Below are 23,303 nucleotides of genomic sequence, written 5' to 3' on the forward strand. Positions count from 1 at the left end.
GTCCCGAACGGCTCTCCTAGGTCACCTCTCCTGGCCGCGCGGTTCCCCTCCTGACCGCGCGGCCAGGGAGGTGTAGACGGTCACCTCGTCAGGACGGACGAGGCCGTCCTGGATGGCGCAGATGAGCAGTTTTTCCTTGGTGGGCGCGGGCCGTCCCGCCGCCGCGTACTTGACGCGGGCCCGGTCGATGTACTGGCGTACGGTCCGTTCCTTGATCCCCATCCGCGCGGCCACCGACGCCTTGGACATCGACTGGAACCAGAACAGCAGCGCGGCCCGCTCCTTGTCCGACAGCTGCGGCCGGTGCGGGCCCTCGTCGGTCGCGATCGCCTGCGCCATCGGCGGCGTCATGCTCGGTTTGTCGGCGGCCACCTCCAAGATGGTCTCCAGGCAGGACTCCCGCGTGGCCCGTCCCTTGCCGATGAACGCCGAGGCCCCGGCGTCCAGCACGGCGCGCACGATCTCCGGCTCCTCGTGCTCGGAGAAGACGATGACCCGCTGCCCGCCCCCGCATAACTCGGCGACCCGGTCGACGACCAAGGTGCCGTTGAGGTTGAGATCGAGCATCAGCACGTCGGCGGCCACCCCGCGGACGGACTCGATCGTGGACCCCTGCGCGACCAGGCGCACCGGGCCCGGCGGGCTGAACCACGACCTGACGCCGTCCACCACGACCTGGTGATCCTCCACCAGGGCGACGGTCACGGGCCCTGCCAGATGCTGTTGACCCATAACTCCCCTCCCTGCCGCTGATAGGTGACGACGACGCCGCTCGGCTCGTGCACCGGGGTGGTGCTGATGGGCAGATCATCATTGTCGGCCACGACCGCCACACTCATCATCGTGGACATCGCGGACACGGTGACCCTGGCCCGCGACCTGGCGCCGTCCAATGCCCGGATCGGCGCTCTGAGCAGGTCCTCGCGTACGCCCTCCGGCAGGTCGGGCAGGTTCTCGCCGAACGGCGGCGCCGTCACCAGGACCTGGCGCCGCTCGGCCGCGTCGATGCGCTCGCGCAACGCCGACACCAGCGCGTCGGGTACGTCCTCGCGCTCGGTGATGAGGCGGCGCAGCCGCATGGCGCCGGCCGTACAGTCCGCTCGGACGCGGGGATCGCCGGGATCGGCGCCGTCGGCCAGCTGCTTCAGCAGCGACTCGGCCACGTCGCGGATGGCGTCGTACCTGCGCAGCCGGTCGGTGTGGATGCGCTGGGCGGAGACCCGCCAGGCGTCGTCGGCGGCGAGCCGGCGGGCCAGCAGCACCGCGTCCTCGGCGCGCACGCGCAGCGTGTGGCAGCCGGCCAGGTAACCGAGCTGGAGGGTGATGCTGCCGACCTCGACCATCAGGTACTTGGCGATGGAGACGCGGTCGAGCGTCCCGGTCGCGGCCATCGCCGCCAGCATGATGCCGGCGTTGGCGGCGAGGAAGACGAACAGCTCGCCCCGCCCGCGCGGCCGGTTCCACAGGAGCATGACGCCGAGCCAGCCCACCGAGCCCCAGCCCCAGTTGATGGGGCCGATCAGGTCCTTGGGGTAGCAGGCCACGATCACCGCGATGTCCAGGGCCAGCACGGGCACGGTTAGCTCGCGTCCCCGGGCCGGGCCGCTGGAGGTACGCAGCAGGGCCACCGCGGCCAGCACGGCGATCGCGGTGTACAGGAGCCAGGCCGCCGCCGCGACCACCGGCCAGCGGAAGTCGTACCAGCCGGTGATCGTGACCGTGAGGTCGTAGCCGGTGTGCCAGAGCATGGCGATCATCACGGCGCCGATCGCGGTGTAGCGGGCGTAGCGCTGCGCGACCTGCTCGATCTCTTCGGTCACGGCCGCCACCACAGGCTCACCCTGGTGCCCTGGCCGCCGGAGGAGATCTCAGCGCCGCCGTTCGGCAGGGACCGCATCGTGTCGAGGATCGAGCCGCGCACGCCGAACCGGTCGGGCGGCAGCCGGTCCTGGTCGAACCCGCGGCCCTCGTCGGCGACCTCCACGCGAATCTCGCCGTCGCGCCTGCTGGAGAGCAGTTCCGCCTGGTGTACGCCGGAGTGCCGGGCGACGTTCGCCAGGGCCTCGGTGACGGCGCGGGCGAAGCTCTCCGCGACCTCCCCCGGCACCGTCTCCGGCGTCAGGCTCCGATGGACCTCCAGGCCCGTCACCCGCTCGGCCACCTCGTCCAGCAGTGCGTCCAGGGCGATGGAACCGGCGGCGGCGCGCGGGGTGTCCCGCAGTTTCTCCAGCGCCGACAGGTCGCTCGCCGCCTGACCGCGCAAGGTGGACGAGGGCTGGTCGTAGGTGCCCAGGCCGACCATGGTCAGCGTGTGCAGTGACGTCTCGTGGATGCTGCCGACCTGCCGCAGCTCGTCCTCGCGCCGCAGCCGCTCCACTATGAGCGTGATCTCCCTGCGCGCGCTCTCCCGCAGGAAGGCGTCCGCCGAGGCGGCCGAGCGGCGCAGCAGCAGCATCAGCACCACGATGGAGAGGATCTGTACGACGTGCGTCCCCAGCGTGATGCTCACGTCCTGGGGAGGGGAGGCGAGCCGGGCCCCGACCAGGTACGCCCCCGACACGGCCAGGCCGGTGGGGACGGCCACCTTGGGCGGCCAGGCGACCCCGGCGACGACGATGGTCATCGTGACCAGCCCCGCGATCCAGCTCGCGCCGTCCTCGAGCGCCTCCCTGGCCACGAGGTGGCGCTGCGAGAGGCACAACGTGATGGTGATGGCCACGTCACCGGCCGCCAGCCACTTCGGCAGCAGTTCCCTGCGCCACACCAGGCGGGCGAACAGCGCCGTCCAAACGAGGTCCACCGCCAGCATCGGCACCAGCCACGCGACGGAGACCGGCGGCACCGCGCCGAGCGCCGCGGCGACGACCGCCACCAGGCCGACGGCGACACGGGCCGCCGCTCCTGTACGAGCGATGGCCTGCTCCAACTGCCTGGCCGCCGAGTCGTACCTCGTGGAACCGGGGTGAGCCATGCGCCGTCCGCTCGCGATGGGAGCACAAAACGGGTCTCACGATAACGCACCGAAAGTGAACGGATCGGCTTTCTCCGGTCGTGGCGGCGGATGGGGTCATGGGTCAGCATCGCTGCTTCCTCGGGCCGGCTCTCCTGCGGGATGCACCGCGTCCTACGCACCCTGAACCCCCCGCCACCGCGCCGCATGACGGCCGATCGGCCGTCAGTCGTATCACCGCGCGCGAGCGTGTACTGGGGCGCGTGTCGCGATGACCGCGGCTACGGGGGCACATGTCGCGATGACCGCGACAGGAGGGGACCTCATGACCTTCATCGTGATCGCGATCCTGATCACCTGCCTGTCCGTGATGGCGATCCGTGGTCAGCGAGGGACCTGGCCGCCCGGGATGCCGGTGGCACGGCCGCGATTGTCGGCGGTCGGCGGTACGTACGAGGGCTCGCACGGCCGGCCGTCCGACGCGTACGTCATCCAGGAGCGGCTGATCGCGACGGCCAGCGGCGGGCAGCTCGGCGGCCACGATGGTGGGCAGGGCGGCGGGCGGGGTGGCGGGCAGCTCGGCGACGTCTCCGCCGCCGCTGTGGCCCTGGGCGCCGTGGTCGCCGCTCGGCCCCGGTACGGCGAGGCCCGGAAAGTGGACATGGACGGCTGGGCCCAGGCGGTACACCACTCCGTGCGCACCGCCGCTCAGCTCGACCCCGACACGTCCGGCCTGGTCAACACCCTGGATCTGATCATCCTCGACGCGGCGGACAGCCCATGTCTGCGCTTCGCCCATGTCGGGAACGGCGCGATCTGGCACTGCCCGAAGAGCGCGCGGCCGCAGCCGCTCACCACGTCGCACTCCTTCGAGGACGGGTCGCCGTACTCCTTGGAGGACGGCTCGCCGCCGCGCGGGCTCGGTCTGGCGCCCGCCCTGTCTCCGCAGGTCGGCAGCGTGTCCCTCCGTCCTGGTGATCGCGTCGTCATCATCACGAACGGGGCGATCCGGGCGCTCGGCGCCTCCCGGATGACGGAGCTCTTCGCCGGTGGCCCGTCTCCCGCCGCGTGCCTGGACAGGGTGTTCGACGAGATGGCCGCCGTGGAGCCGAAGGATGATGCGACGGTGGTCATCGCGGACTTCGTCACCACCTGAGGGGTCTCGCGACGGCCGCGGGCGACCTCGCCGGCCTGCCCGTCCGCCCGTCTGCCGGGAGGCCGGTCGGGAGGAAGTGGCAGGAAGTGGCAGGATCTTCCCATGGACTTCCGGGATCGAGTTCGAGGCTGCCTGCTCGGTGGGGGGATCGGTGACGCGCTGGGGGCGCCGATCGAGTTCCAGTCGCTCAGGGAGATCCGCAAGCATCACGGCAAAGACGGTATTTCCGGATATGTCACCGATTGGCGTGGCAAAAGCGGACTGATCACCGATGACACACAGATGACGCTCTTCACCGTTGAGGGCCTCATCCGCGCCGAGGCCCCGGCCGACGCCGTGGAGTCGGTACGCCAGGCGTACCAGCGCTGGCTGGACACCCAGGACCATCCCGCGCCTCCGCCGCCGGACGGTCCGCATCGTACGGGCCGGTTGCGGGAGGAGGGCTGGCTGTACTCCCGGCGGGCACCCGGCAACGCCTGCCTGTCGGGCCTGCACCGGCACTTCCCCGGCCCGGCGCCGCTCGGCGAGCCAGGCCCGGTGAACCCCGATTCCAAGGGGTGCGGAACGGTCATGCGCTCGGCCCCGTTCGGCCTGGCCGTCAGGGACCCTCGGGCCGCGTTCGAGCTGTCCGCCGCCTGCGCGCAGATCACCCACGGGCATCCGACCGGCTACCTGGCCGCCGGGGCATTCGCGGCGATCGTCGCACTCCTGGTGGCGGGGCGACCGCTGGCGCACGCCGTACAGGATGCCCTGGATCTGACGTCGACTTACCCGCGGCACGAGGAGACGACAAGCGCGCTCCACGCCGCAGTCGAGCTGGCCCGCAGCGGCGAGCACACGCCGGAGGCGGTCGAATCGCTCGGCGGGGCGTGGGTGGCCGAGGAGGCGCTGGCCATCGGGGTCTACTGCGCGCTGGTGGAACGGGCGGTGGGGCCGTCTGTGGAGCGGGCGATGCTGCTGTCGGTCAACCACTCGGGAGACAGCGACTCCACGGGCTCGGTCTGCGGCAACCTCCTGGGCGCCGTGCACGGGACCGCCGCGTTCCCGGCCGCGTGGTCACGACCGCTGGAGGGCCGGGAGACGATCGAGCGGCTCGCCGACGAACTATCGACCACGCTCGGCTGATCCGTCCACAGTGCGGCGGCCCTCGCCCCAAGCTCCGTCCGCCATGCGGCGGCCCTCCTTGGACTCCCTCCGCTGCGCGGCGATGCGTCCCAGGCCCCGTCCGCTGTGCGGCGGCCCTCCTTAGACTCCGTTCACCGTGCGGCGGTCCTTCCCAGGCTGCGTCGGCCGTGCGGTGGTATCGCTCCCAGGCATGGAAGTCAGTCGTGGAAGTCGCAGGTGGGAGCCGTCAGAGGGCGTAGTTGCGCAGGACGGCGAGTGCCTTGGCGCCGTACGGGCCGGTCGCCTTCAGCGTCGAGTCGGCGGGGGCCAGGCGATGGGCGCCGACGCGGCAGAAGTCGGCGGCGGGGCCCGTGACGGTGGAGGCGGCGGTGGGGTCGCCGAAGCGCCAGAGCTCGCCGTCGGGTGAGGTCAGCTCACAGTAGACGGGCCCGCCTTCGACGCCCGCGACATCGAAGGCGTACGGCAGGGTGCGGTGGCCGAGCCAGGCGATGTGGCGCAGGCGCGCGGTGTCGGGGTAGGGGATGCCGAGGGGCGCGGTGATGTCGTAGGCATGGGCCCAGTGTTCGGCCAGCCGGGTGGTGGCCAGGGTCGCAGGGGACAACGAGGTGGCCACCCAGGACAGCCGAGTGCCCTTGGGCTGGGCGCGTAGGGCGTCGGGGATGGCGAAGGCGGCCCTGCGCCAGCGGGCCAGGAGATCGGCGGGGGCGATGCCCCGCTGAGCGGCCACCCTGGCGTCCACCGCCGCGTCCACCCCTCTACCGGACTCGCCGCCGCCGGACTCCCGACCGGAGGCGCCGCCGTCGCGGGACTCGCGACCGAACGCGCCACGGTCCCGACCGGACGCTCCACGGTCCCGACCGGACGCTCCATCGTCTCGACCGGACGCACTGTCGTCTCGACCGGACGCACTGCCGTCCCGACCGCGCACGCCGTCGGCGGCGGGCTCGCGCCTGATCGTGACGTCCTCGCCCGCGAGCGAGGCGGCGGCGCGTTCCTCGCTCTGGGCGAGGTGGAGGACCACGTCGGAGACGGTCCAGCCCTCGGCGGCCGACGGGTGGGACCACTCGGCGGGGGTGAGACCAGCGAGGACGGTGTCCAGCTGCTCATACTCGGCCTTGAGGTCGTCGAATATGTCCGTCATAGGCAACAACACTACCGAGCAATGTTCTGCCATGGGTGAAAGGCGCCGGAGCGGCCGACGGGTCAGATCAGGCCGAGGTGGCGGGCGCGGTTGACGGCCAGCAATCGGTCGTGGCAGCCGAGCTTGCTATAGACGTTCTCCAGGTGCTTGCGGACGGTGCGGACGCTGATCCGGCGCAGGCAGGCGATCTGCTGCGCGCTGGGCGCTGCCCCATTCCCGGCATTCCCGGCATTCCCGGTACTCCCGGTACTCCCGGTACTCCCGATACTCCCGATACTCCCGGCGCTCCCGGCGCTCCCGGCGCTCCCGCTACTCCAGACGTTCCCGCTGCTCCAGGCGTTCCTGGCGCGCCCGGCATTCCCAGTGTTCCCCGCGTTCCTGGCGCTCCCGGTGCGTAGATCCGGTCGAGCAGTGTCAGAACCGGCTGGAGCGCCTGCGCCACCTCCACGTGGGTCTGACTGAAGTCGCGGCCGGAGCGGTTGACGGCCCAGCCGAGGCCGCCCGACGGCAGCCACGTACCGACGACGATGGCGAGCTGGTGCCGGGCCTGCATCGGGACGAACAGCTCGCGGTAGACGCGGTGCGACCGCCAGGCGCGTTCGGCGAGACAGTCGCTGATCCGCCGCGGGGAGGCGTCTCCGGGGTGGTCGAGGTAGTGGCGGACGAGAGGGTGCTCGTCCATGACGGCGGCGAGCAGATCCACCGAGATCTCGGCGTCCGGCGGGTCGAACCACAGCTCCACCGAGTGGGTGGGGAGGTCGAGATTGTTCCAGCCGACGACGTCGCCGTCGAGGGCGGAAATGAGGCAGGCGGCCGCGGCGGCCAAATAGGCGTCGCGGCCGGGCAGGTCGCCGAGTTGATAGCTCAGCTCCATGGGGTTCATCAATGAGCGGCCCATGTCCGCCTCCTCCCCCTCGGACTACGTCAAAGAGCGTATTCCGCGGCACCGGATCCGGTCCGCAGAATATGGGGAAAGGGGAGGGTGAATCATGGCGCGGCAGACAATTCGGTCGCGGTTCGGCGGAAAAGCAGGGGCGACGCCAGGAATACGCCTAAATGATGAAATGGAACACTCTGACGGGTTTCACGCGCGGAGCGTGTGGCGGTCCGGGTACGCCGACGGTGTACGGCTCGGCGCGGGGCGGTCCAGGCACACAGGCGGTGTACGGCTCGGCATAGCGCTCGCGTGCGCCGCGGTACTGGCGACGAGCGCCTGCGGGGGTCCCGGCGACGGGGGCGGCGACTCGTACGTCCCCACGGTGCGAAGGTACGCCCCGCCCGTACGGACGAATGTTCCCGATGATCCTCAGCAGGCGTTTCCCAGGTCGGCCGTACCCGCTGAGTTCCAGGGGACCTGGAGCGGCGGAACGTCCGGCGGCACCGCCTACGGCTCGGTCACCCTCGGCCCCGAGGGAGATCTGATCATCGCCAAAGGCCGGCTGCGATGGGCGGGCACGGTCGTCGTCGAGCGAACTCAGATGACCTTCTACATTCCCAACACCGCCCCTCGGCGGGAGTCGTGGTCATGGCAGGGCTGTCAGGATCCGGCCGGTTTCGGCTATCCCTATCGGACCCTTGTCCTGAGCGGTTATAGCTATGTTCAGGATTGCTAAGCCCGGGTCAAAAGATGAAACTTCTACGCGAAATCCGGAACGGAGATGAACGGCATCGGTGATTTCGATCTCGCGGACCGCGATCTGCTTCAGGAGATCGCCCGCGAAACGGTGAGACGCGCCGCTCCTGAGGAACTGCCACTCTTCCCGATCGTGGCGACGGTCTACTTCGACAGGGGCGGCGTCTCCCAGCCGGGCGGGCGAGGCGCGACGAGATGCTGGGGTTCGGGCTGGAGTCAGCGGTCATCCTGATGACACCCGTGGTACTCCCTGTCGTTTCGGCGATCCTGGACCAGTTGGCGCAGGACGTCGCCCGTGTGGTGACCGATCGCGGCAAGGACGGGCTGCGCCGGACGATGCGCGCTCTGCTGCGCCGCACCGCCGAGGCCGAGAACGACGCCCTGCCGCCGGTCCCGCCGCTGACCCCGGAGCAGCTCGCCCGGGTACGCATGACGGCGATCGAAAAGACCCGCCAGATGGACCTGCCGGAGGACAAGGCCGAACTGCTCGCCGACGCCGTCATCGGAAGCCTCGGCGCATGAACAGGCTCCCGCTCGGCCCCACCGAAAACCTTGGCGCATGAACGAGCGCCCGCTCGATCCCTTCGCCGTGCCCTCTCAGACAGCGCTGCGGTTTGTGCTGTTGATGGGCTCGATCGTCAGTACGAGCGTGTTCGCCGTCAACATCCTCTACTTCAGCTTGTCGCCGCAGGGCGCGAGCGAGGAGCGGGCCTACTCGCGCTGCTGGGAGGTCGCGCCTGGAGCCGAGGGCTCGGACATGGGGGCGGTCGCCAGCCGGTTCCTCGCGTGCGTGGCGCCGTACGAGCAGGCCAAGGCCGTCTGGGTGGCCGGCGGGCTCGCGCTGCTCTTCCTGGTGGCCGGGCTGATCTACTGGTACCTGCCCGCCTGGCGGATCCGCCGGCTCGGGCTGCGGCCCCTGCGGGCTGAGGACGCTCCGGACCACGTGCGCGAACTCGACGGCCTCGTGGCCGTCGCGGGCCTCGCGCGGCCCCCCACGTACCTGTGGCGGCTGACCGGCACCGTCGGCGGCGTCGCCTTCGGCCGCTACGGCCGCCGCTACCTGGGCCTCAACGCCGGCCTGGTCACGAAGCTGACCGCCGACAGGACAGCCTTCCGCGCGATCGTCCTGCACGAACTCGCTCACCTGCGCAACGCCGACGTCGACAGGACGTACCTGACGGTGGCGTTCTGGCGGGCCTTCGTCATCGTCGCTCTGGTGCCGGTGACGGTGAGCCTGGCCGACAAGCCGGACGGGACATCGCTGGGGGTGGTCTGGCGGCTGTTGTTCCTGCTCGTCGTGGTCTACTTCACCCGGAATGCCGTCCTCCGATCGCGCGAGACATACGCCGATGTGCGTGCCGCCATGTGGGAGGGCGGGGCGGGCGGCCTTGAGGCCGTCCTGAGCGGTCGGCAGCACGAGGATTCCCCAAGCGGCGGTTCGAGGCACGGGCTGCCGTCGTGGCGTGGGCAGTCTTCACAGAGCGGGCAGTCTTCACGACGCGGGCCGCTTCCGTGGCGCGGGCCGCTTCCGTGGGGCGGGCTGGTTCGGCGGCACTTCGAGCCGCAGGTCCGGCTGCGGCTGCTGCGGGATCCGCAGGCTGTTTTCGCGCCGGGCTTCTGGGAGTCCTTCGGCGCCGGGCTCGCGACGACCATCGTGTACGGCAACCTCGCTACCCTGCTCTGGCTGGCGGCACCCCGGCTCGACGCGCTGGTCAACCGGTGGCTGTCGGCGCTGCTGTTCGCGCCGCTCGCGATGGGCGTGGTGGCCGTCGCCGTCTGGCGCTGGTCGGCGTACCGGGCGGTCAGGGGGCGTGCACGTTCCCGGCTGGCGTACGTGGGGCTCGGGCTGGGGCTCGGCCTGGTGCTGGGGCAACCTCTGTCAGCATCGAGCGCCATCACCGGATCTTGGAGTGGGACGGGCGACATCACTCCCCTGCTCTGGCTGGTCTCGGCGGCGGTCACCGTCGCGTGCGCCTGCCTCATCGTGCGGTGGATCGCCACCACAGCGGCCGCGTGGCTTCCCGTCATCGGGAGGGCGCCGATCGGTGCCGCCGTGGTGCCGATCGTCATGGCGGCCGGTTGCCTGTTCGCGTGCTGGTTCGGCGTCCAGTCGCTGACGCTCGAGGTGCCGGATCTGTCCGAGCTGCCGGTGAGCGACTACCTCCAGGCGAGCGGGCTGAACGGCACCGCCACGGTGAATCGGGCCGGGCCTTGGTGGCTGTGGCTGGCGCTGAACCATCCGCTCAGCCAGTACTTCTCGCGGCAGGGGGTGATCGCGGCCGTGCTGGTCGGGGTCTGGGCCGTTCCGCTGGGCGCGTGGCTGGTCAGGCCGCCGGCCCACGGGTGCCCGAACTGGCTGACCCGTCTCACCAGCCTGACGCGCCCGCCGCTTGTGCTCGCCCGGCCGGCCGCTGCCATCCGACTGGCGGTACTGACGGGGGTGGGGGCGGCGGTGGCGTACGCGGCGGCGCTGCTGGCCATCCGTTTCCTGGCTCACCAGGCGTACGCACCGGCCCAGCGCGGCATGCCCGGCTTCGCGTTGCTGTTCAACCATTGGCAGGTGTCGCTCGCCATACTGCTGCAGGCGGTGGCGGCCGCGTTCGTGGCCTGCGTGGTCACTGTCAGGCGGCAGCGCTTCGCCGTCGTCCTGGGCATGGTGGCGGCCTTCCTCACGGGTGCCGTCGGCGCGCTCGTCATGCCGTCGGCCGGCGTCCTCGGCGGCTGTCTGGACGCCTTCAGTCTCAGACCCGGCCCCTGCGCGTGGGACGTGTCATTGTCCGCGGTACGCCTCCCGCTCGGACAGGTGACGGTCGTCGGCTCTCTCACTGCCCTGGCCGCCGCACTGGTCTCCGCTTGGTTGACCGGAGTCGCATCCGTCGTATCCAGGCGCCCCTCCCCCACCGCTCCCGCCGCGGGCATCTCACTCATCGTCCCCATGGCCATCGCCGTCGCCGCACTGACCGTGTTGTGGATCCCAGAAGCCGTACGGATTCCCCCCGAACCACCGCCCACCACTCTGCGTCTGGATCCAGCCGCCCTGGAAGCCTGCGACCTGCTCCACCGCCTGCCAACCGGCAGAGGCACGGGCGCGCTGAGCCACGAAGAGTCGCGGGCCACCTTTCTCGCGTTCCTGGACGCGGCCGACCGCTCGACCCACCCGGTGATGACGGACGAGGCATTGGCGTTGCGTCAAGCGATCGCCGACGGAGACTCCCAGGCGTACGCCCTCCACCTGCGCCGCCTCACGACCCTCTGCCCACCCTGACAGGCTGCCGATACCGTGCCCAGACGCCGGGGGCTGAACCTAGTTGTCAGGGTCACGGAGACCAACGGCATCGTGCTGCCAGAATGGCTGCGAGTAGACCAACGTCCCGGTCATCCATGGCTCGTATGCGGGAAACCGGATCACCTGGAAGGCCGCGTCGGGAATGCGCAGGGACGGTTTACGAAAGCCATGGACACTCCCCGGCTGGAAGCCGAAGCGATGGTAATAGCCCGGGTCGCCTTCGAGGAAGACGAGGGGGACAGAGCGTTCGGCGAGCACCTCCAGGCCGCGCTGGACCAGGGCCGATCCGACGCCTTGCCGTTGATATTCGGGCGCCACGGCCAAAGGGCTGAGGACCTGCACCTCGACCAGTCGCCGTGGCGCGTCGAGCAGGCTCGAGGTGAACATGATGTGGCCGATGACCCTTCCGGCGTCCTCGGCCACCAGCGAGATGCCCGTGTCAGGTGTGATCGCGCCGCGCAGGGTATCCACGAGATCGGTCACGACGGCTCCATGGTCGCCGAACGCCCGCAGATGCACCGTCCGCACTGGTTCTCTGTCGCCCTGCCGCTCATCGCGAAGATTCATTTCCCGGACAGTAGAGCACTGGTTCGTGGCGGGCATCTGAATTTTCGCGACGACGGCGTAGGGGTCGTGAGGGCGGTCCATGGGCCTGGCCCCATGTGATCTTGACCAACTTGACCGCGGCGATCGTATGGCCGAGGCCGGCGTCCGGGTACGCCGGAGCATGCCACCGACGTGGCGCTCCGCCACGTCGACACACTTCGGAGGCTCAGCATGCCTGGCGACTTAATCTGAATGGTGGCGCGGAGACCGAAAACAGCATGGAAAGGCTCAGTCACGTTCGGTAATATGTGCGGTGGGTGAGGACGCTGTGACAGGAGGTGCACGATGGCAATCCGCCGCTCCACCACCAAACGACACGGCCTGCCCCACGACCGTGCAACTGCGGCTCACGCCCGCACCGGCCCAAGCCGACGCCCTGGCTGCGGCGGTGCTGGTGTGCAATCAGGCGGCGACCGTCGTCTCCCGCCTGGCCTGGCAGCACCGCACCTTCACCGTGGTGGAGTTGCACCGGCTGGCCTACTACGAGGTGCGGGCGCAGGTGGCCGGGCTGGGCGCGCAAGCGGCCGTGCGGGCCATCGCCCGGGTCGCCGGCGCCTACGCCAACCGGCGTTCCAGCAAGAAACGCGCCCACATCTTCCGCCCGCACGGCGCCGTCCCGTACGACGCCCGGCTGATGAGCTGGAATCGTGATGCCCGGACCGTGTCGCTGTGGACTCCCACCGGGCGCGTCACCGTCCCCTACACCGGCCGACCAGACGACCTCAAAGCCATCGACACGCTGCCGATGGGGGAGGCCGACCTGGTCTGTCGGCACGGGGTGTGGTTGCTGCAGGTCGCCCTCACCCTGCCGAAGCCGGTGGCGCGTGAGCCGGTTGGCGGCTTCGTCGGGGTGGATCAAGGGGTGGCGAACCTGGCGGTCACCTCCGATGGCGCGGTGCTGCCCGGCCCCGCCCTGCCGGGGCCGGTCGGCGGCAACGGCCACGTCCGCACGCTGCGGGAGCGACGGCACCGCCAACGCCGCCGGTTGCAGAAGAAGGGCACGTCTGCGGCGCGGCGGGTGCTGCGCCGTCTGTCGGGGCGTGAGCATCGGATGGTGACCGATCTCAACCACCAGATCAGCACGTTCGTGGTGCGCGAAGCCGAACGCACCGGCCGCGGGGTCGCCCTGGAGGATCTGCAGGGCATCCGCGGGCGGGTAAGGGCTCATCGGTTCCAGCGGCGCACCCTGCACAACTGGGCCTTCGCCCAGCAGATCACCTTCACCCGCTACAAGGCCGCCCGAGCCGGGATCGCCTTCGTCCTGGTCGACCCCGCCCACACCTCGCAGGCGTGTCCGGAGTGCGGGTGCGTGTCCAGGGCGAATCGGCCGGCGCGGGGCCGGTTCGTCTGCCAAAGGTGCGGCCTCGCTGGGCACGCCGACCACATCGCAGCCCGCAACATCGCCGCACGCGGCGTAGCGGGCTGGGCTGCCATCAACCAGCCACACGCTACCGGCCTCCCTTCAGCCAGACGGGACCGCGAGAGCAAACCACCAGCTTCAACCGGTGGTAGTTGATTCAAGAGGTACGTATGCGGCTCCACCTCGGACGGAGGTGCGATCATGTGCTCGGAAATAGGATGGGCCAAGGTTCCCATCATGATGATGCCCGCGGATTCGGACAACGGGTCGAACGTGGGGTGGCAGGAGGTCGGCCACACCGATATTCACATTTCGCTGAAGAAGCTCGTCTCGGTGATGAAACAGCACGGCATAGACGTGCGGTATGACGAAGCGGAATTGGCCCGCCGAATCGGCCCGGCGCCTGAGGCCGTCGACTATTAGGGCCGGGCTCACTCGTCTTCGCGCCAGCGGGCGCGCAGGTGGAAGGCGGCAGTCTTGGGGCGGCGGTCGCGCGTGAAAACACCCTTCTTGTTGCCGTCGACGCGAAAGACGCCCGGTGTGGTGGCGAAGTCGGCGAAGTTCCACACCTGCTCGCCCACCACCGCGTCGACCCGGTCGAAGACCCGGTGATACACGTCGAGCAGCTCCGCCTGATACTCCTCGGTCCACGGGTTGGGCACGACGCTGCGCAGGCCGGGGTAGGTGTCGGCACCGTACTCGGTGATGACGATGGGCTTGTCGTGCAGCGCCGCCCACTGCCGCAGTTCGGCCTCCAGCGCGGTCTCGGCCGCTTCCAGATCGCCGGTACCGAAATACCAGCCGTAGTAACGGTTGAGCAGGACCACGTCGAACAGGTCGGTGACCACGCACTGGTCCGGCGGCGCGAGCAGCGCGTTGGCGTAGGCCACGGGCCGGGTCGGGTCGAGGCGGCGGGTTTCCGCTGCCAGTGGGGCGAAGTAGTCGCGCGCTTCGGGTTGGACGTGGTCGGGTTCGTTGGCCACGGACCACAACACGACGCTGGGACGGTTCTTGTCGCGCGCCACCAGCTCCTGGAGCGCCCGCAGGTGGACGCGCTGAGTCTCGTCACTGACCGCGTCCGGGGAGAAGGTGAGCACCCGTTCGCCGGAGCTGAAGACGCCTCCGCCTATGTTGCGGTTGAGCCCGACGGCCGCCGTCTCGTTGATGACGACGATGCCGTGCCGGTCGGCGTAGTCGAGAACCTCCTCCGCGTACGGGTAGTGCGAGGTGCGGAAGGAGTTCGCGCCGGTCCACTCCATCAGCGCGAAGTCATGCACCATCAGCACGTCGTCGTGCCCTTTGCCGCGCACCGCCGCGTCCTCATGCTTGCCGAATCCCTTGAAGTAGAAGGGGGTTCCGTTGATCAGGAACTGCTTTCCGCGTACCTCCACCGTGCGTACGCCCACCGGCTGGCGGTAGCTGTCGGTGACCTCCCCGGACGCGCTGAGCAGCGTGGCCTCGAGTTCGTACAGGTAGCCGTCGCCAGGTGCCCAAGGATGTACGTCGGGCACCCGCAGGGTGCCGACCGCACCCGTGGCGGCGGCCACCTCGGCACCCGAGGCGTCGCGCAGCGACACGCGGACCGAGTCCGTCTCCCCGGTGCTGTTCGCCCGGTAGCCGATGACGCCGGTGGTGTCGTCGAAGGCCGTGGTGACGGTGATGTCGCTGATGTGCTCCGGGGGTGTGGTGTAGAGCCAGACCGGCCGGTGCAGGCCCGCGTAATTGAAGAAGTCGTGGAAGTATCGCTGCACCCGGCGGCCGTCGGGACGTTCCTCGATGGTGCCCGGCGGGATCGTCGCCCAGCTCAGTTCGTTGTTGACCACGACGGTGACGCGGTTCTCGGCTCCCGGTCGCAGGTGTGCGGTCACATCGGCTTCGAACGGGGTGTAGCCGCCTTCGTGGGTGACGACCTCGGTGTCATTGACCCAGGCGGTCGCGCGGTGGGTAGCGGCGTCGAACCGCAGGACTATGCGCTGTCCTGTCCACTGGGCCGGTATCCATACGTTCGTCTGGTACCAGGCGTCGCCGACGTGGTCCCGGACTGTTACGTCGGGATAGATGTCGTTGTAGCTGGCCGGTACCGGGATGTCCACGGCTTCCGCGAGGGGTGAGCGCCACCAGCCTTCGGCGCGGCCTGCTCCCTCGGCGTCCAGCCGGAACCTCCACAAGCCGGCCAGGCAGCGGCGTTCGCGGGTGGGGCCGTCCTGCGGGCGAAGCATGGTCGGTGCTCCTTTTCTCCGCGCGGTGATTCACGCGGTGGTTATTTGATGCCGGTGTTGGCGATGCCCTGAACGAACTGTCTTTGGAGGAACAGAAAGAGCACCAGGATCGGGGTGACGACGGTGACCGCACCGGCGAGCAGCAGCCCGTAGTTGGTGCCGTTGGCGCCCACCGAGAACAGGGCGAGCGCTACGGGAAGCGTGTAATGATCTTCGGTCTGCGCGATCACCAGCGGCCACAGGAAGTTGTTCCACTGGGCGAGAAAGGTCAGGATCGCCAGTGTCGCCAGCGCCGGCCGGCAGAGCGGGACGATCACCCGGAGAAAGATGCGTGTTTCCCCGGCACCGTCGAGCCGGGCCGCTTCGACCAGCGAATCTGGAATGTCCTGGATGAACTGGCGCATGAGAAATACGCCGAGCGGCGTCACGAGGAAGGGCAGAATCAATCCCAGATAGGAATTGCTCAGTCCCATGTTGCTGACGAGGACGAAGAGCGGCACGAAAGTCGTGGTTCCGGGGATGATCAGCATCGTGAGGACGAGGCCGAACAGCAGCCGCTTTCCGGCGAACTCCATCTTCGCGAAGGCGTACCCCGCCATGGAGCAGAAGAGCAGATTGCCCATGACACACACCGCGGCGACCAGCGCGCTGTTGAAGAAGTACAGGCCGAAATTCTGCTTCGACAGCAGCAGTTCGAAGTTGTCCAGCGTCGGAGAGCGGGGAAGCCAGGAGCTCGGATAGGCGACGATTTCCCCGGTCGGTTTGACCGATCCCAGGAACATCCACGCGAACGGTGCCAGCGTCGCGATCAGGCCGATGACGAGGGCGCCGTAGAGCATGATGCGGGCAGGCCGGATTCGTACGCCGATGCCGGACGTGGCCGCACCGGTGCTCGCGCTCGCAGTGGTCATATCACGCCTTCGCTCGGAAGATACGGAACTGCAGGAGGCTGAGCAGCGCGATCGCGGCCACCAGCACGTACGAGGCGGCGGCGGCCGTGCCGTAGTTGCCGAAGCCGAATTGCTCGAAGGCGTAGTAACTGATCGAGGTGGTGCTGTCCAGCGGGCCACCACTCGTCATCACGAACGGCTCCTCGAAGAACTGCAGATAACCGATGCTCAGCAGCACGGCGACCACCAGCGTGACCGGTCTGAGCAGCGGCAGGGTGACACTGCGGAAAGTGCGCCAGCGGGTGGCGCCGTCAATGTGGGCCGCCTCGCGCAGTTCCTCGGGAATGGACTGCAGTCCGGCCAGGAAAATCACCATGGGGATGCCGAAGTGGCGCCAGACCGCCATGAGGATGAGCGCGGGCATGGCCCAGTTCGGGTCGTTCAACCAGTCCGGGCCGTGGATTCCCACGACGGCGAGGGCGGAGTTGATCATTCCGTCCTCCTGGTAGAGGTATCTCCACACCACCGCTATCGCCACGATGCTGGTCACCACGGGCGCGAAATACGCAACCCTGAAGAGTCCCTTCGCCCGCTGGATCCCGTAATTGAGCGCGACGGCGAGACCCAAGGCGATGACCATCGTCAGCGGGATTCCCGCGACGACGAAGTAGACCGTATTAAGAGCTGCCCGGAGAAAGGTCGGGTCCCCGAAAAGGCTGGTGTAATTCTCAATGCCCACGAAGTTGACACTGAAGGGTGCCCGTACGTCCCGGTTCGTGATGTCGGTGACGCTCATCGACAACGAGGAGAGCACCGGCCACACGCCGAAGGTGGCGAAGAGTGCGATGAAGGGCGCGCAGAAGGCCCACGCGACCAGGGTGCGCCGGGAATGTCCAGACATAGTCTGCGGTGGCTTGGCAGCCCGGCCCGACGAGGAGCGCGTGGTGGCAAGAGAGGCCATCTCTACGCCCCGGTTCCGATCGCCGACGCCTTTTTCTGGATCTCCTGCAAGGCCGCCTGCGGCGAGGAGACGCCCTTGGCCACCTTTTCGAACTCGGCGTCCAGTACCGCGGTGACCTGCCGCCACGTCGTGGTGGTCGGTCCGGGCTGTGCCGTCTTCAGCTGCGTACGGAACACGGCCAACGTCGCATCGGTCGCGAGCTTGCCCTCGTTCCAGGCCGACTCGACGGCGGGCAGGTCTCCGGACAGGTCATACCAGGTTTTCTGTGCGTCAGGGGCGGCCATCCACCGGATGAACTTCCAGGCGCCCTCCCGGTTCTTGGCGTCCTTGAACACCGCCCACTGTCCGCCGCCGATGTAGCTGGCGTTGGACTTCGGCCCGGAGGGGAGCGGGGTGATGCCGACCTTGTCGTCGACGAAGGACGCGCCTCCGGCGGATTTCAGCAGGCTCCCTTCCCAGGGGCCGGCGATGAGCGCGGCAGTGGACCCGGCGACGAACTGCGGCTCGATCTCGCCCAGGCTCACCGGGCCGTTCGGGCTGGTGATCTTCGAGCTGATGAAGGACCGGTAGAACTCGAGCCCCTTGAGCGCCTCCGGCGTGTCGAAGGCGAACTTGGTGCCGTCCTCGCTCATGATCTGGGCGCCGGCCTGCCACATGAACGGCACGACACCCTGCCAGGTCGCCGTGGCACCGGTAGGCAGGGACAACCCCCACTTGGCGCCTTGCTTCTGCAGGGCCTGGAGGAACGGGCCGTACTCCTCCCAGGTCTTGGGGGCGGAAACCCCGGCGGCCTTGGCCATGTCCTTGCGGTAGAACAGGGAGCGCGTTTCCACATACCAGGGGACGCCGTACTCGGCGCCCTCGAAGAGGGTGCTCTGGACGGCGCCGCGGTAGAAGGAGTCGTAGTCGACGAGCTTGGACGGGACCTTCTCCAGCCCGCCCGTGGACGCGAACGCCGCCAGGTCCACCGCCCCCACCATGGTGGCGTCCGGAGTGTCTCCTGAGGCGATGGCGGTCTGCACCTTCTTGGCGTAGTCCTGCCAGGGAACCGCTGTCACCTGCACTTTCGCGCCGGGGTTCGCCTTGCTGAACTCGGCGGCGAGCTTGGGCAGGAGTTCGCCCTCCGTTCCCATCGCCCAAACGGTGATGGCGCCGTCGGCAGGCTTGGCGTCAATCGGGGCGGCCGCCGCGGACTGCGCCGGGCCGGCGTCGGACCGGCCACAGCCGGTCAGAAGCAGTGCGACGGCCAGGCCGCCGACAAGTGACTTCGCAATGGTTGAGCTGCACATTTGTGGTCCCGGTCCTCTCCACCCGAGGGAAGCTCCACCGCTTCCTCCGCAAGTCGTGGTGTGGGTGAGCGAGACGTTATCCCAAAAACCGAACAGTTGCCATAATTTCGTTGGGCGAATTCCCCCTGCAACGGACGCACGGCCCATAGGGTTGATCGCATGACCGAAGAGACGGCGAGCCGACCCGGCACGCGGCGGGGCCCCTACGCCAAGAGCGCGCGCCGCCAGGCCGAGATCGTCGCCTCCGCGACCTCCGTCTTCTCCGCCCGCGGCTATCGAGGCGGGTCGCTGCGGGAGATCGCGAAGCAGCTGGACCTCAGCCTGACCAGCGTCGTCCATCACTTCCCCAGCAAGAGCGCGCTTCTCGTGGCCGTACTCGAGAACGCCGATTCCGCGCACGCCGACTCCTTCACCGCGGACTGCCGGGAGGAGGGTGTGGCGTACGCCGTGCTGCAGTACGTTCACCGGAACCTCGAACGCCCCGAGATGCTGAGGCTGCTCGCCCTCATGGCCGCGGAGTCGTCGGCTGCGGACCATCCGGCGCATGAGTGGTTTCGTGACAGGTACGACAGATTGATCGAGACGCTGGCGATCGCCATTCGCCGAGACCAGGACGCGGGCCGCGTCTGCAACAGCCGGGCCCCCGAGAGCATCGCCGAGTCTCTGGTGGCCCTGTGGGACGGACTTCAACTCCAGTGGCTCATCAACCCGCGACGGGACCTGGTCGCGGCGATGAGGTCCTCGCTGGCGGACCTCCTGGAACCACAGCGGCAGAACTGAAAGTTTCACTCCCAGCAAATGGCCTTGTCATGCTCTGGCCAGCCACGACGCCTTCTCACCGGACGCCGGAGATCGCGTTCGCGTTGACGACTGGAAAGCGCTTTCCTACATTGACGGTCATTCACTCACCTGTCTTTCGTTCACATACGTGTACGACAGGCGAAGGCATCCGCAGGGAGGCAATCGTGAGAAAGACGATCCCGGCCCGGATAGCGGCGATAGTGGCCGCCGCACTGGCCTTGGCCGGCGGCATCGCCAGCGGGCCGTCGGCATCCGCCGCGGCCTGGCCGACGCCGAGCGGCCAGCAGGCCGTCGGTGCGACGATCAACGTGTCCGGCACGGTCGACGGCAAGATGATCCGCTACTACGGCACCGGGGACCTGGGCAGCGGCGGACAGGACGAGGGCCAGAGCCCGATCTTCAAGCTCGCCAACGGCGCGGTGCTGAAGAACGTCATCCTCGGCTCCCCCGCGGCCGACGGCATCCACTGCACGGGCACCTGCACCCTCCAGAACGTCTGGTGGGAGGACGTCGGCGAGGACGCCGCCACCTTCAAGGGCACCTCGTCGTCCCAGACGATGACGATCGACGGCGGCGGCGCCAAGGCGGCCAGCGACAAGGTCTTCCAGCACAACGGCCCCGGCACCATGTACATCAGGAACTTCCAGGTGACGAACTTCGGCAAGCTCTACCGCTCCTGCGGAAACTGCTCCAAGCAGTACGCGCGCCATGTCGTCATCTCCAACGTCACCGCCACGTACTCGGGCAAGACGCTGGCCGGCATCAACACCAACTACGGCGACACCGCCAGGTTCTCCGGCATCACGATCGTCGGCGACTCCGGCAAGAAGATCGTGATCTGCGAGAAGTACAAGGGCGTGACCAGCGGCGAACCCACCAAGATCGGCAGCGGCGCCGACGGCGTCAACTGCGTCTACTCCAGCTCGGACATCACTTACCGGTAGGCGAAAATCGATCGTGACCGCCGGCGCCGGAGCCGGTCGGACCTTCATCTGACGACCGAACCTGAGCGCGGTCCCCGCTGAGACGGGAGACCGCGCTCAGCACCAGCCCAATCCCCCGTAAAACGCCCCACCGATAAATCACTTTTCACTCCGCGTACTCAAGCGAGCGAATCGCTATATGCGCGACTGGAGAAATGGCACTAAGGAGATCATCGCCCATGCACTCGAAAGGGCACCTTGGTGAGAAAGTATCTAGCATCGGGCATATCAGGCATGCTCCTGGCCCTCGCGCCGGCGGTCGCCTTCCAGCCGGCGCGGGCCACCGACGGCGAAGCCATCGGAGCCACTCTCCCCTCGTCCGCCAACTACATCGTGACACTGAAAGAAGGCGCCGAAATACCGGCGTATATCTCGCCGAATCATATCTATCACCACGCCGTCAACGGCTTCTCCGCCACGTTGACCCCGGAAGAGATCGCCCTGCTCCGCGGCAACCCGGACGTCATAGCGATCGAGGCGGACAAGCCCGTCAAGCTGGACCCCGCGCCGAGCACCGAGGCCGAACTCCCTTGGTACCAGCAGTTCAGCCCACCGTGGAACCTCGACCGCATCGACCAGCGATTTGGCTTGAATAATCGGTACATATTCCGATACACCGGCGCGTCGGTTCGCGCCTATGTGATCGACACCGGTATCCAGACCGACCAGGGCGAGTTCGGCGACCGCGCCATCAACGTGTTCGACGCTTTCGGCGGCGACGGAGTCGACTGCCAGGGCCACGGCACGCACGTGTCCGGCACGGTGGGCAGCCAGTCCTGGGGGGTGGCGAAGCTGGTGCGACTGCGCGGGGTCAAGGTGTTCCCCGAGTGCAGCGGTGACACGTCGACCTCAGCGATCATCGCCGGCATCGACTGGGTGACCGCCCACGCCATCCACCCGGCCGTGGCCAATCTTTCGCTGGGCGGCCCCCAGTCCGTGGCGCTCAACACGGCGGTGACCACCCTGGCCGACTCCGGCGTCTTCGTCTCGGTCGCCGCCGGCAACGAGAACGTCGACGCGTGCACCAGATCACCGGCGAGCGCCCCGAACACGCTGACCGTGGCCGCCTCGGACATCAACGACACCAAGGCCTGGTTCAGCAACTTCGGACCCTGCGTCGACCTCTACGCACCAGGGGTGGGCATCCCGTCCGTCCCGCTGGCCGGGATCTACCCGAGCGTTCTGAGCGGCACGTCGATGGCGGCCCCCACGGTGGCCGGGGTGGCCGCCCTCATCAAGGACCGGTACGGCGAGATGTCGTCCAGCGTGGTCAACGCCTTGATCATCCAGTGGGCCACCCAGCTCGCGGTCAATGGCAACCCGCTCTCCACGCCGAACCGGCTGCTGTTCAAGCCTTGATGCGATCGCCGGCCTGGTAGTCGAACCAGTCGAAGCTCGCGCTGCCGTCCGTGACGTACATGCCGATGACCCGCCCCGTGAAGCCGGTCGCCACCTCCGTGGACAGGTAGCGGCCGTCCAGTTCGGCCAGGAGAACGCCGCCAGCGGAGAAGGCGATGGTGTCCGGGCCGCGGGCGCCGACGCCAACCGGCTCGCCGACGCCCGCGTCCACCGAAGCGGACGCAGGCGCGGACACGGATGCAGACGCGGACGCGGTCACGGACGGTGGCAGGAGGTCGCGCGTACGGAAGGAGATGGCGAGGGTGACCGGCCCCGGAGGTACGGGCTGGTCCGCCACGCACTGGCGCACCGGCCCGATCCGCGCGATCAGGCGCGCCCGCCCCTCGCCTACCTCCAGGTCGTAGTGGTGGGCCTCGTCCAGGCGCACGGACAGCCCGGCCGTGGCCGACCCCGGCTCCAGGAGGGCGGCGACGCGGCAGTCATGGTGCTGCTGGCGGCGGCCGACGAAGGTGCATCCCGGGCGGTCCGTCGTGGTGCCGGTGGCGTGCAGGGTGAGCCGGCCGGGGCGCTCGGTCAGCGACCAGGAACCGTCCGGGCGGCTGCGCGGTGAGATCCAGTACGGCGCCAGCGCGTCGGCGTCGAAGTCGTCGCGCGGCGGCGTTTCAGGCAGGGGATGCCAGGCGGCGGGCGCCGGATGGCGTTCGAGGACCGGGCCGACGACGGGCCAGCCGTCCACCCATTCCACCGGGGTGAGGAACGTCTCTCGGCCGAGGACCTGGAACTCCGGCGTGTAGCCGCGCGGGCGGGTGCCGAGCAGGACCATCCACCAGCTGCCGTCGGCCGCCTCCACCAGGTCGGCGTGGCCGGTGCTCTGGATCGGCCGGTCGGTGCCGCGGTGCGACAGGATCGGGTTGGCCGGGCCCGCCTCGAACGGGCCGCGCGGCGAGCGGGCGCGGGCGATCGAGACGCTGTGGCCGCGCTCGGTGCCGCCCTCGGACATCAGCAGGTACCACCAGTCGCCCACCTGGTAGAGGTGCGGCCCTTCCGGATATTTCATGCCGACGCCTGACCAGGCGTGATACGGGCCCTCCAGCACCTTGCCCGCCACCGGGTCGATGCGCGCGATCTGCGTACCGGAGAAGGCGCACCAGCAGGAGCCGTCCTCGTCCCAGGCCAGGTCGGGGTCGATGCCCGGCAGGTCGATCCAGACGGGGTCCGACCACGGGCCTTCGGGGCGCTCGGCGGTGACGATGAAGTTGCCCCGGCCGCTCACGTTCGTCGTGATCAGGTAGAACCGGCCGTCGTGGTGGCGGATCGTCGGCGCGTAGATCCCGCCCGAGGCGGGCACCTCCGGGGGCAGCTCCAGCTGTGACGGCCGGTCGAGCACGTTGCCCACCTGCCGCCAGTGCACCAGGTCGCGGCTGTGGAAGATCGGGACGCCGGGGACGTACTCGAAGCTGGAACAGACGAGGTAGTAGTCCTCGCCGACCCGGCAGACGCTGGGATCCGGATGGAACCCGCCGATCACCGGGTTGTCGTACATC

General features: G+C 68.9%; 21 protein-coding genes. 10 read left to right on the forward strand and 11 right to left on the reverse strand.

Translation table 11 applies throughout. The annotated features are described in order from the left end of the window. Positions 1 to 21: 21 nt before the first annotated feature. The 3 genes from ACIBO2_RS34830 to ACIBO2_RS34840 are packed head-to-tail and all read right to left on the reverse strand — an operon-like array spanning position 22 to position 2,971. On the reverse strand, positions 22 to 732 hold the full coding sequence (locus tag ACIBO2_RS34830; RefSeq protein WP_358552306.1) for a sigma factor-like helix-turn-helix DNA-binding protein: 711 nt from the start codon (positions 730 to 732) through the stop codon (positions 22 to 24). Further along, on the reverse strand, positions 702 to 1,820 hold the full coding sequence (locus ACIBO2_RS34835) for a hypothetical protein (RefSeq protein ID WP_397302448.1): 1,119 nt from the start codon (positions 1,818 to 1,820) through the stop codon (positions 702 to 704). Before ACIBO2_RS34835 ends, ACIBO2_RS34830 begins: the two co-directional genes overlap by 31 nt. Continuing rightward, positions 1,817 to 2,971 carry an ATP-binding protein gene (locus tag ACIBO2_RS34840; RefSeq protein ID WP_358552310.1) on the reverse strand — a complete coding sequence of 385 codons (1,155 nt, stop codon included), beginning with the start codon at positions 2,969 to 2,971 and terminating at the stop codon, positions 1,817 to 1,819. The genes ACIBO2_RS34835 and ACIBO2_RS34840 overlap by 4 nt, the downstream gene beginning before the upstream one ends. Before the next feature lie 304 nt (positions 2,972 to 3,275). Here ACIBO2_RS34840 and ACIBO2_RS34845 point away from each other — a divergent pair, with 304 nt between their 5' ends. Next, positions 3,276 to 4,106, forward strand: coding sequence for a SpoIIE family protein phosphatase (locus ACIBO2_RS34845; protein ID WP_397302452.1), 831 nt, complete (start codon positions 3,276 to 3,278; stop codon positions 4,104 to 4,106). Between the two features lie 102 nt (positions 4,107 to 4,208). Next, positions 4,209 to 5,231, forward strand: coding sequence for an ADP-ribosylglycohydrolase family protein (locus ACIBO2_RS34850; protein WP_358552314.1), 1,023 nt, complete (start codon positions 4,209 to 4,211; stop codon positions 5,229 to 5,231). Positions 5,232 to 5,457: 226 nt separating this feature from the next. Here the strand turns inward: ACIBO2_RS34850 and ACIBO2_RS34855 are convergent, their stop codons facing one another. Together ACIBO2_RS34855 and ACIBO2_RS34860 are read right to left on the reverse strand one after the other, a co-directional pair. Then, positions 5,458 to 6,372, reverse strand: a complete 915-nt coding sequence (locus tag ACIBO2_RS34855) for a maleylpyruvate isomerase family mycothiol-dependent enzyme (RefSeq protein WP_358552316.1) — start codon at positions 6,370 to 6,372, stop codon at positions 5,458 to 5,460. Between the two features lie 67 nt (positions 6,373 to 6,439). Beyond that, positions 6,440 to 7,270: a hypothetical protein gene (locus ACIBO2_RS34860; protein ID WP_397302456.1), complete on the reverse strand. Its 831-nt coding sequence runs from the start codon at positions 7,268 to 7,270 to the stop codon at positions 6,440 to 6,442. A gap of 166 nt (positions 7,271 to 7,436) precedes the next feature. On the opposite strand from ACIBO2_RS34860, the gene ACIBO2_RS34865 reads away from it, so the two are divergent. From ACIBO2_RS34865 to ACIBO2_RS34875, 3 genes are all read left to right on the forward strand, one after another. Then, positions 7,437 to 7,985 (forward strand): hypothetical protein, encoded by a 549-nt coding sequence (locus ACIBO2_RS34865; RefSeq protein ID WP_397302459.1) that lies wholly within the window; start codon positions 7,437 to 7,439, stop codon positions 7,983 to 7,985. A 215-nt stretch (positions 7,986 to 8,200) separates the two neighbouring features. After that, a complete protein-coding gene (locus ACIBO2_RS34870; RefSeq protein WP_397302462.1) occupies positions 8,201 to 8,527 on the forward strand; it encodes a hypothetical protein in 327 nt (108 codons plus the stop codon). Positions 8,528 to 8,564: 37 nt separating this feature from the next. Further along, positions 8,565 to 11,270, forward strand: coding sequence for a M48 family metalloprotease (locus ACIBO2_RS34875; RefSeq protein WP_397302464.1), 2,706 nt, complete (start codon positions 8,565 to 8,567; stop codon positions 11,268 to 11,270). A gap of 39 nt (positions 11,271 to 11,309) precedes the next feature. Here ACIBO2_RS34875 and ACIBO2_RS34880 read toward each other — a convergent pair whose 3' ends face one another. Further along, a complete protein-coding gene (locus ACIBO2_RS34880) occupies positions 11,310 to 12,020 on the reverse strand; it encodes an N-acetyltransferase (protein ID WP_358552440.1) in 711 nt (236 codons plus the stop codon). 211 nt (positions 12,021 to 12,231) lie between these two features. On the opposite strand from ACIBO2_RS34880, the gene ACIBO2_RS34885 reads away from it, so the two are divergent. Both ACIBO2_RS34885 and ACIBO2_RS34890 read left to right on the forward strand, forming a co-directional pair. Further along, positions 12,232 to 13,413: an RNA-guided endonuclease InsQ/TnpB family protein gene (locus ACIBO2_RS34885; protein ID WP_397302467.1), complete on the forward strand. Its 1,182-nt coding sequence runs from the start codon at positions 12,232 to 12,234 to the stop codon at positions 13,411 to 13,413. An 81-nt stretch (positions 13,414 to 13,494) separates the two neighbouring features. After that, positions 13,495 to 13,680 carry a hypothetical protein gene (locus ACIBO2_RS34890; protein ID WP_358552328.1) on the forward strand — a complete coding sequence of 62 codons (186 nt, stop codon included), beginning with the start codon at positions 13,495 to 13,497 and terminating at the stop codon, positions 13,678 to 13,680. A gap of 8 nt (positions 13,681 to 13,688) precedes the next feature. On the opposite strand, the gene uidA is transcribed toward ACIBO2_RS34890, so the two are convergent. From uidA to ACIBO2_RS34910, 4 genes are all read right to left on the reverse strand, one after another. Then, a complete protein-coding gene (gene uidA / locus ACIBO2_RS34895; protein ID WP_397302470.1) occupies positions 13,689 to 15,476 on the reverse strand; it encodes a beta-glucuronidase in 1,788 nt (595 codons plus the stop codon). Positions 15,477 to 15,517: 41 nt separating this feature from the next. Continuing rightward, positions 15,518 to 16,387 carry a carbohydrate ABC transporter permease gene (locus ACIBO2_RS34900; protein WP_358552332.1) on the reverse strand — a complete coding sequence of 290 codons (870 nt, stop codon included), beginning with the start codon at positions 16,385 to 16,387 and terminating at the stop codon, positions 15,518 to 15,520. A gap of 1 nt (position 16,388) precedes the next feature. After that, the gene (locus tag ACIBO2_RS34905) at positions 16,389 to 17,267 is read right to left on the reverse strand and encodes a sugar ABC transporter permease (protein WP_358552334.1); all 879 of its coding nucleotides are present in this window, start codon (positions 17,265 to 17,267) and stop codon (positions 16,389 to 16,391) included. A gap of 62 nt (positions 17,268 to 17,329) precedes the next feature. After that, positions 17,330 to 18,616, reverse strand: coding sequence for a sugar ABC transporter substrate-binding protein (locus ACIBO2_RS34910; protein ID WP_358552336.1), 1,287 nt, complete (start codon positions 18,614 to 18,616; stop codon positions 17,330 to 17,332). Between the two features lie 159 nt (positions 18,617 to 18,775). On the opposite strand from ACIBO2_RS34910, the gene ACIBO2_RS34915 reads away from it, so the two are divergent. From ACIBO2_RS34915 to ACIBO2_RS34925, 3 genes are all read left to right on the forward strand, one after another. Continuing rightward, positions 18,776 to 19,396, forward strand: coding sequence for a TetR/AcrR family transcriptional regulator (locus ACIBO2_RS34915; protein WP_397302474.1), 621 nt, complete (start codon positions 18,776 to 18,778; stop codon positions 19,394 to 19,396). A 185-nt stretch (positions 19,397 to 19,581) separates the two neighbouring features. Then, positions 19,582 to 20,361: a pectate lyase gene (locus ACIBO2_RS34920; protein WP_358552340.1), complete on the forward strand. Its 780-nt coding sequence runs from the start codon at positions 19,582 to 19,584 to the stop codon at positions 20,359 to 20,361. A 273-nt stretch (positions 20,362 to 20,634) separates the two neighbouring features. Next, positions 20,635 to 21,759, forward strand: coding sequence for a S8 family peptidase (locus ACIBO2_RS34925; RefSeq protein ID WP_358552342.1), 1,125 nt, complete (start codon positions 20,635 to 20,637; stop codon positions 21,757 to 21,759). On the opposite strand, the gene ACIBO2_RS34930 is transcribed toward ACIBO2_RS34925, so the two are convergent. Beyond that, positions 21,749 to 23,302: a glycoside hydrolase family 43 protein gene (locus tag ACIBO2_RS34930; protein ID WP_358552442.1), complete on the reverse strand. Its 1,554-nt coding sequence runs from the start codon at positions 23,300 to 23,302 to the stop codon at positions 21,749 to 21,751. The genes ACIBO2_RS34925 and ACIBO2_RS34930 overlap by 11 nt on opposite strands. Position 23,303 lies beyond the last annotated feature (1 nt).

It is taken from the genome of Nonomuraea sp. NPDC050022, from assembly GCF_044460705.1.
GTDB lineage: Bacteria > Actinomycetota > Actinomycetes > Streptosporangiales > Streptosporangiaceae > Nonomuraea.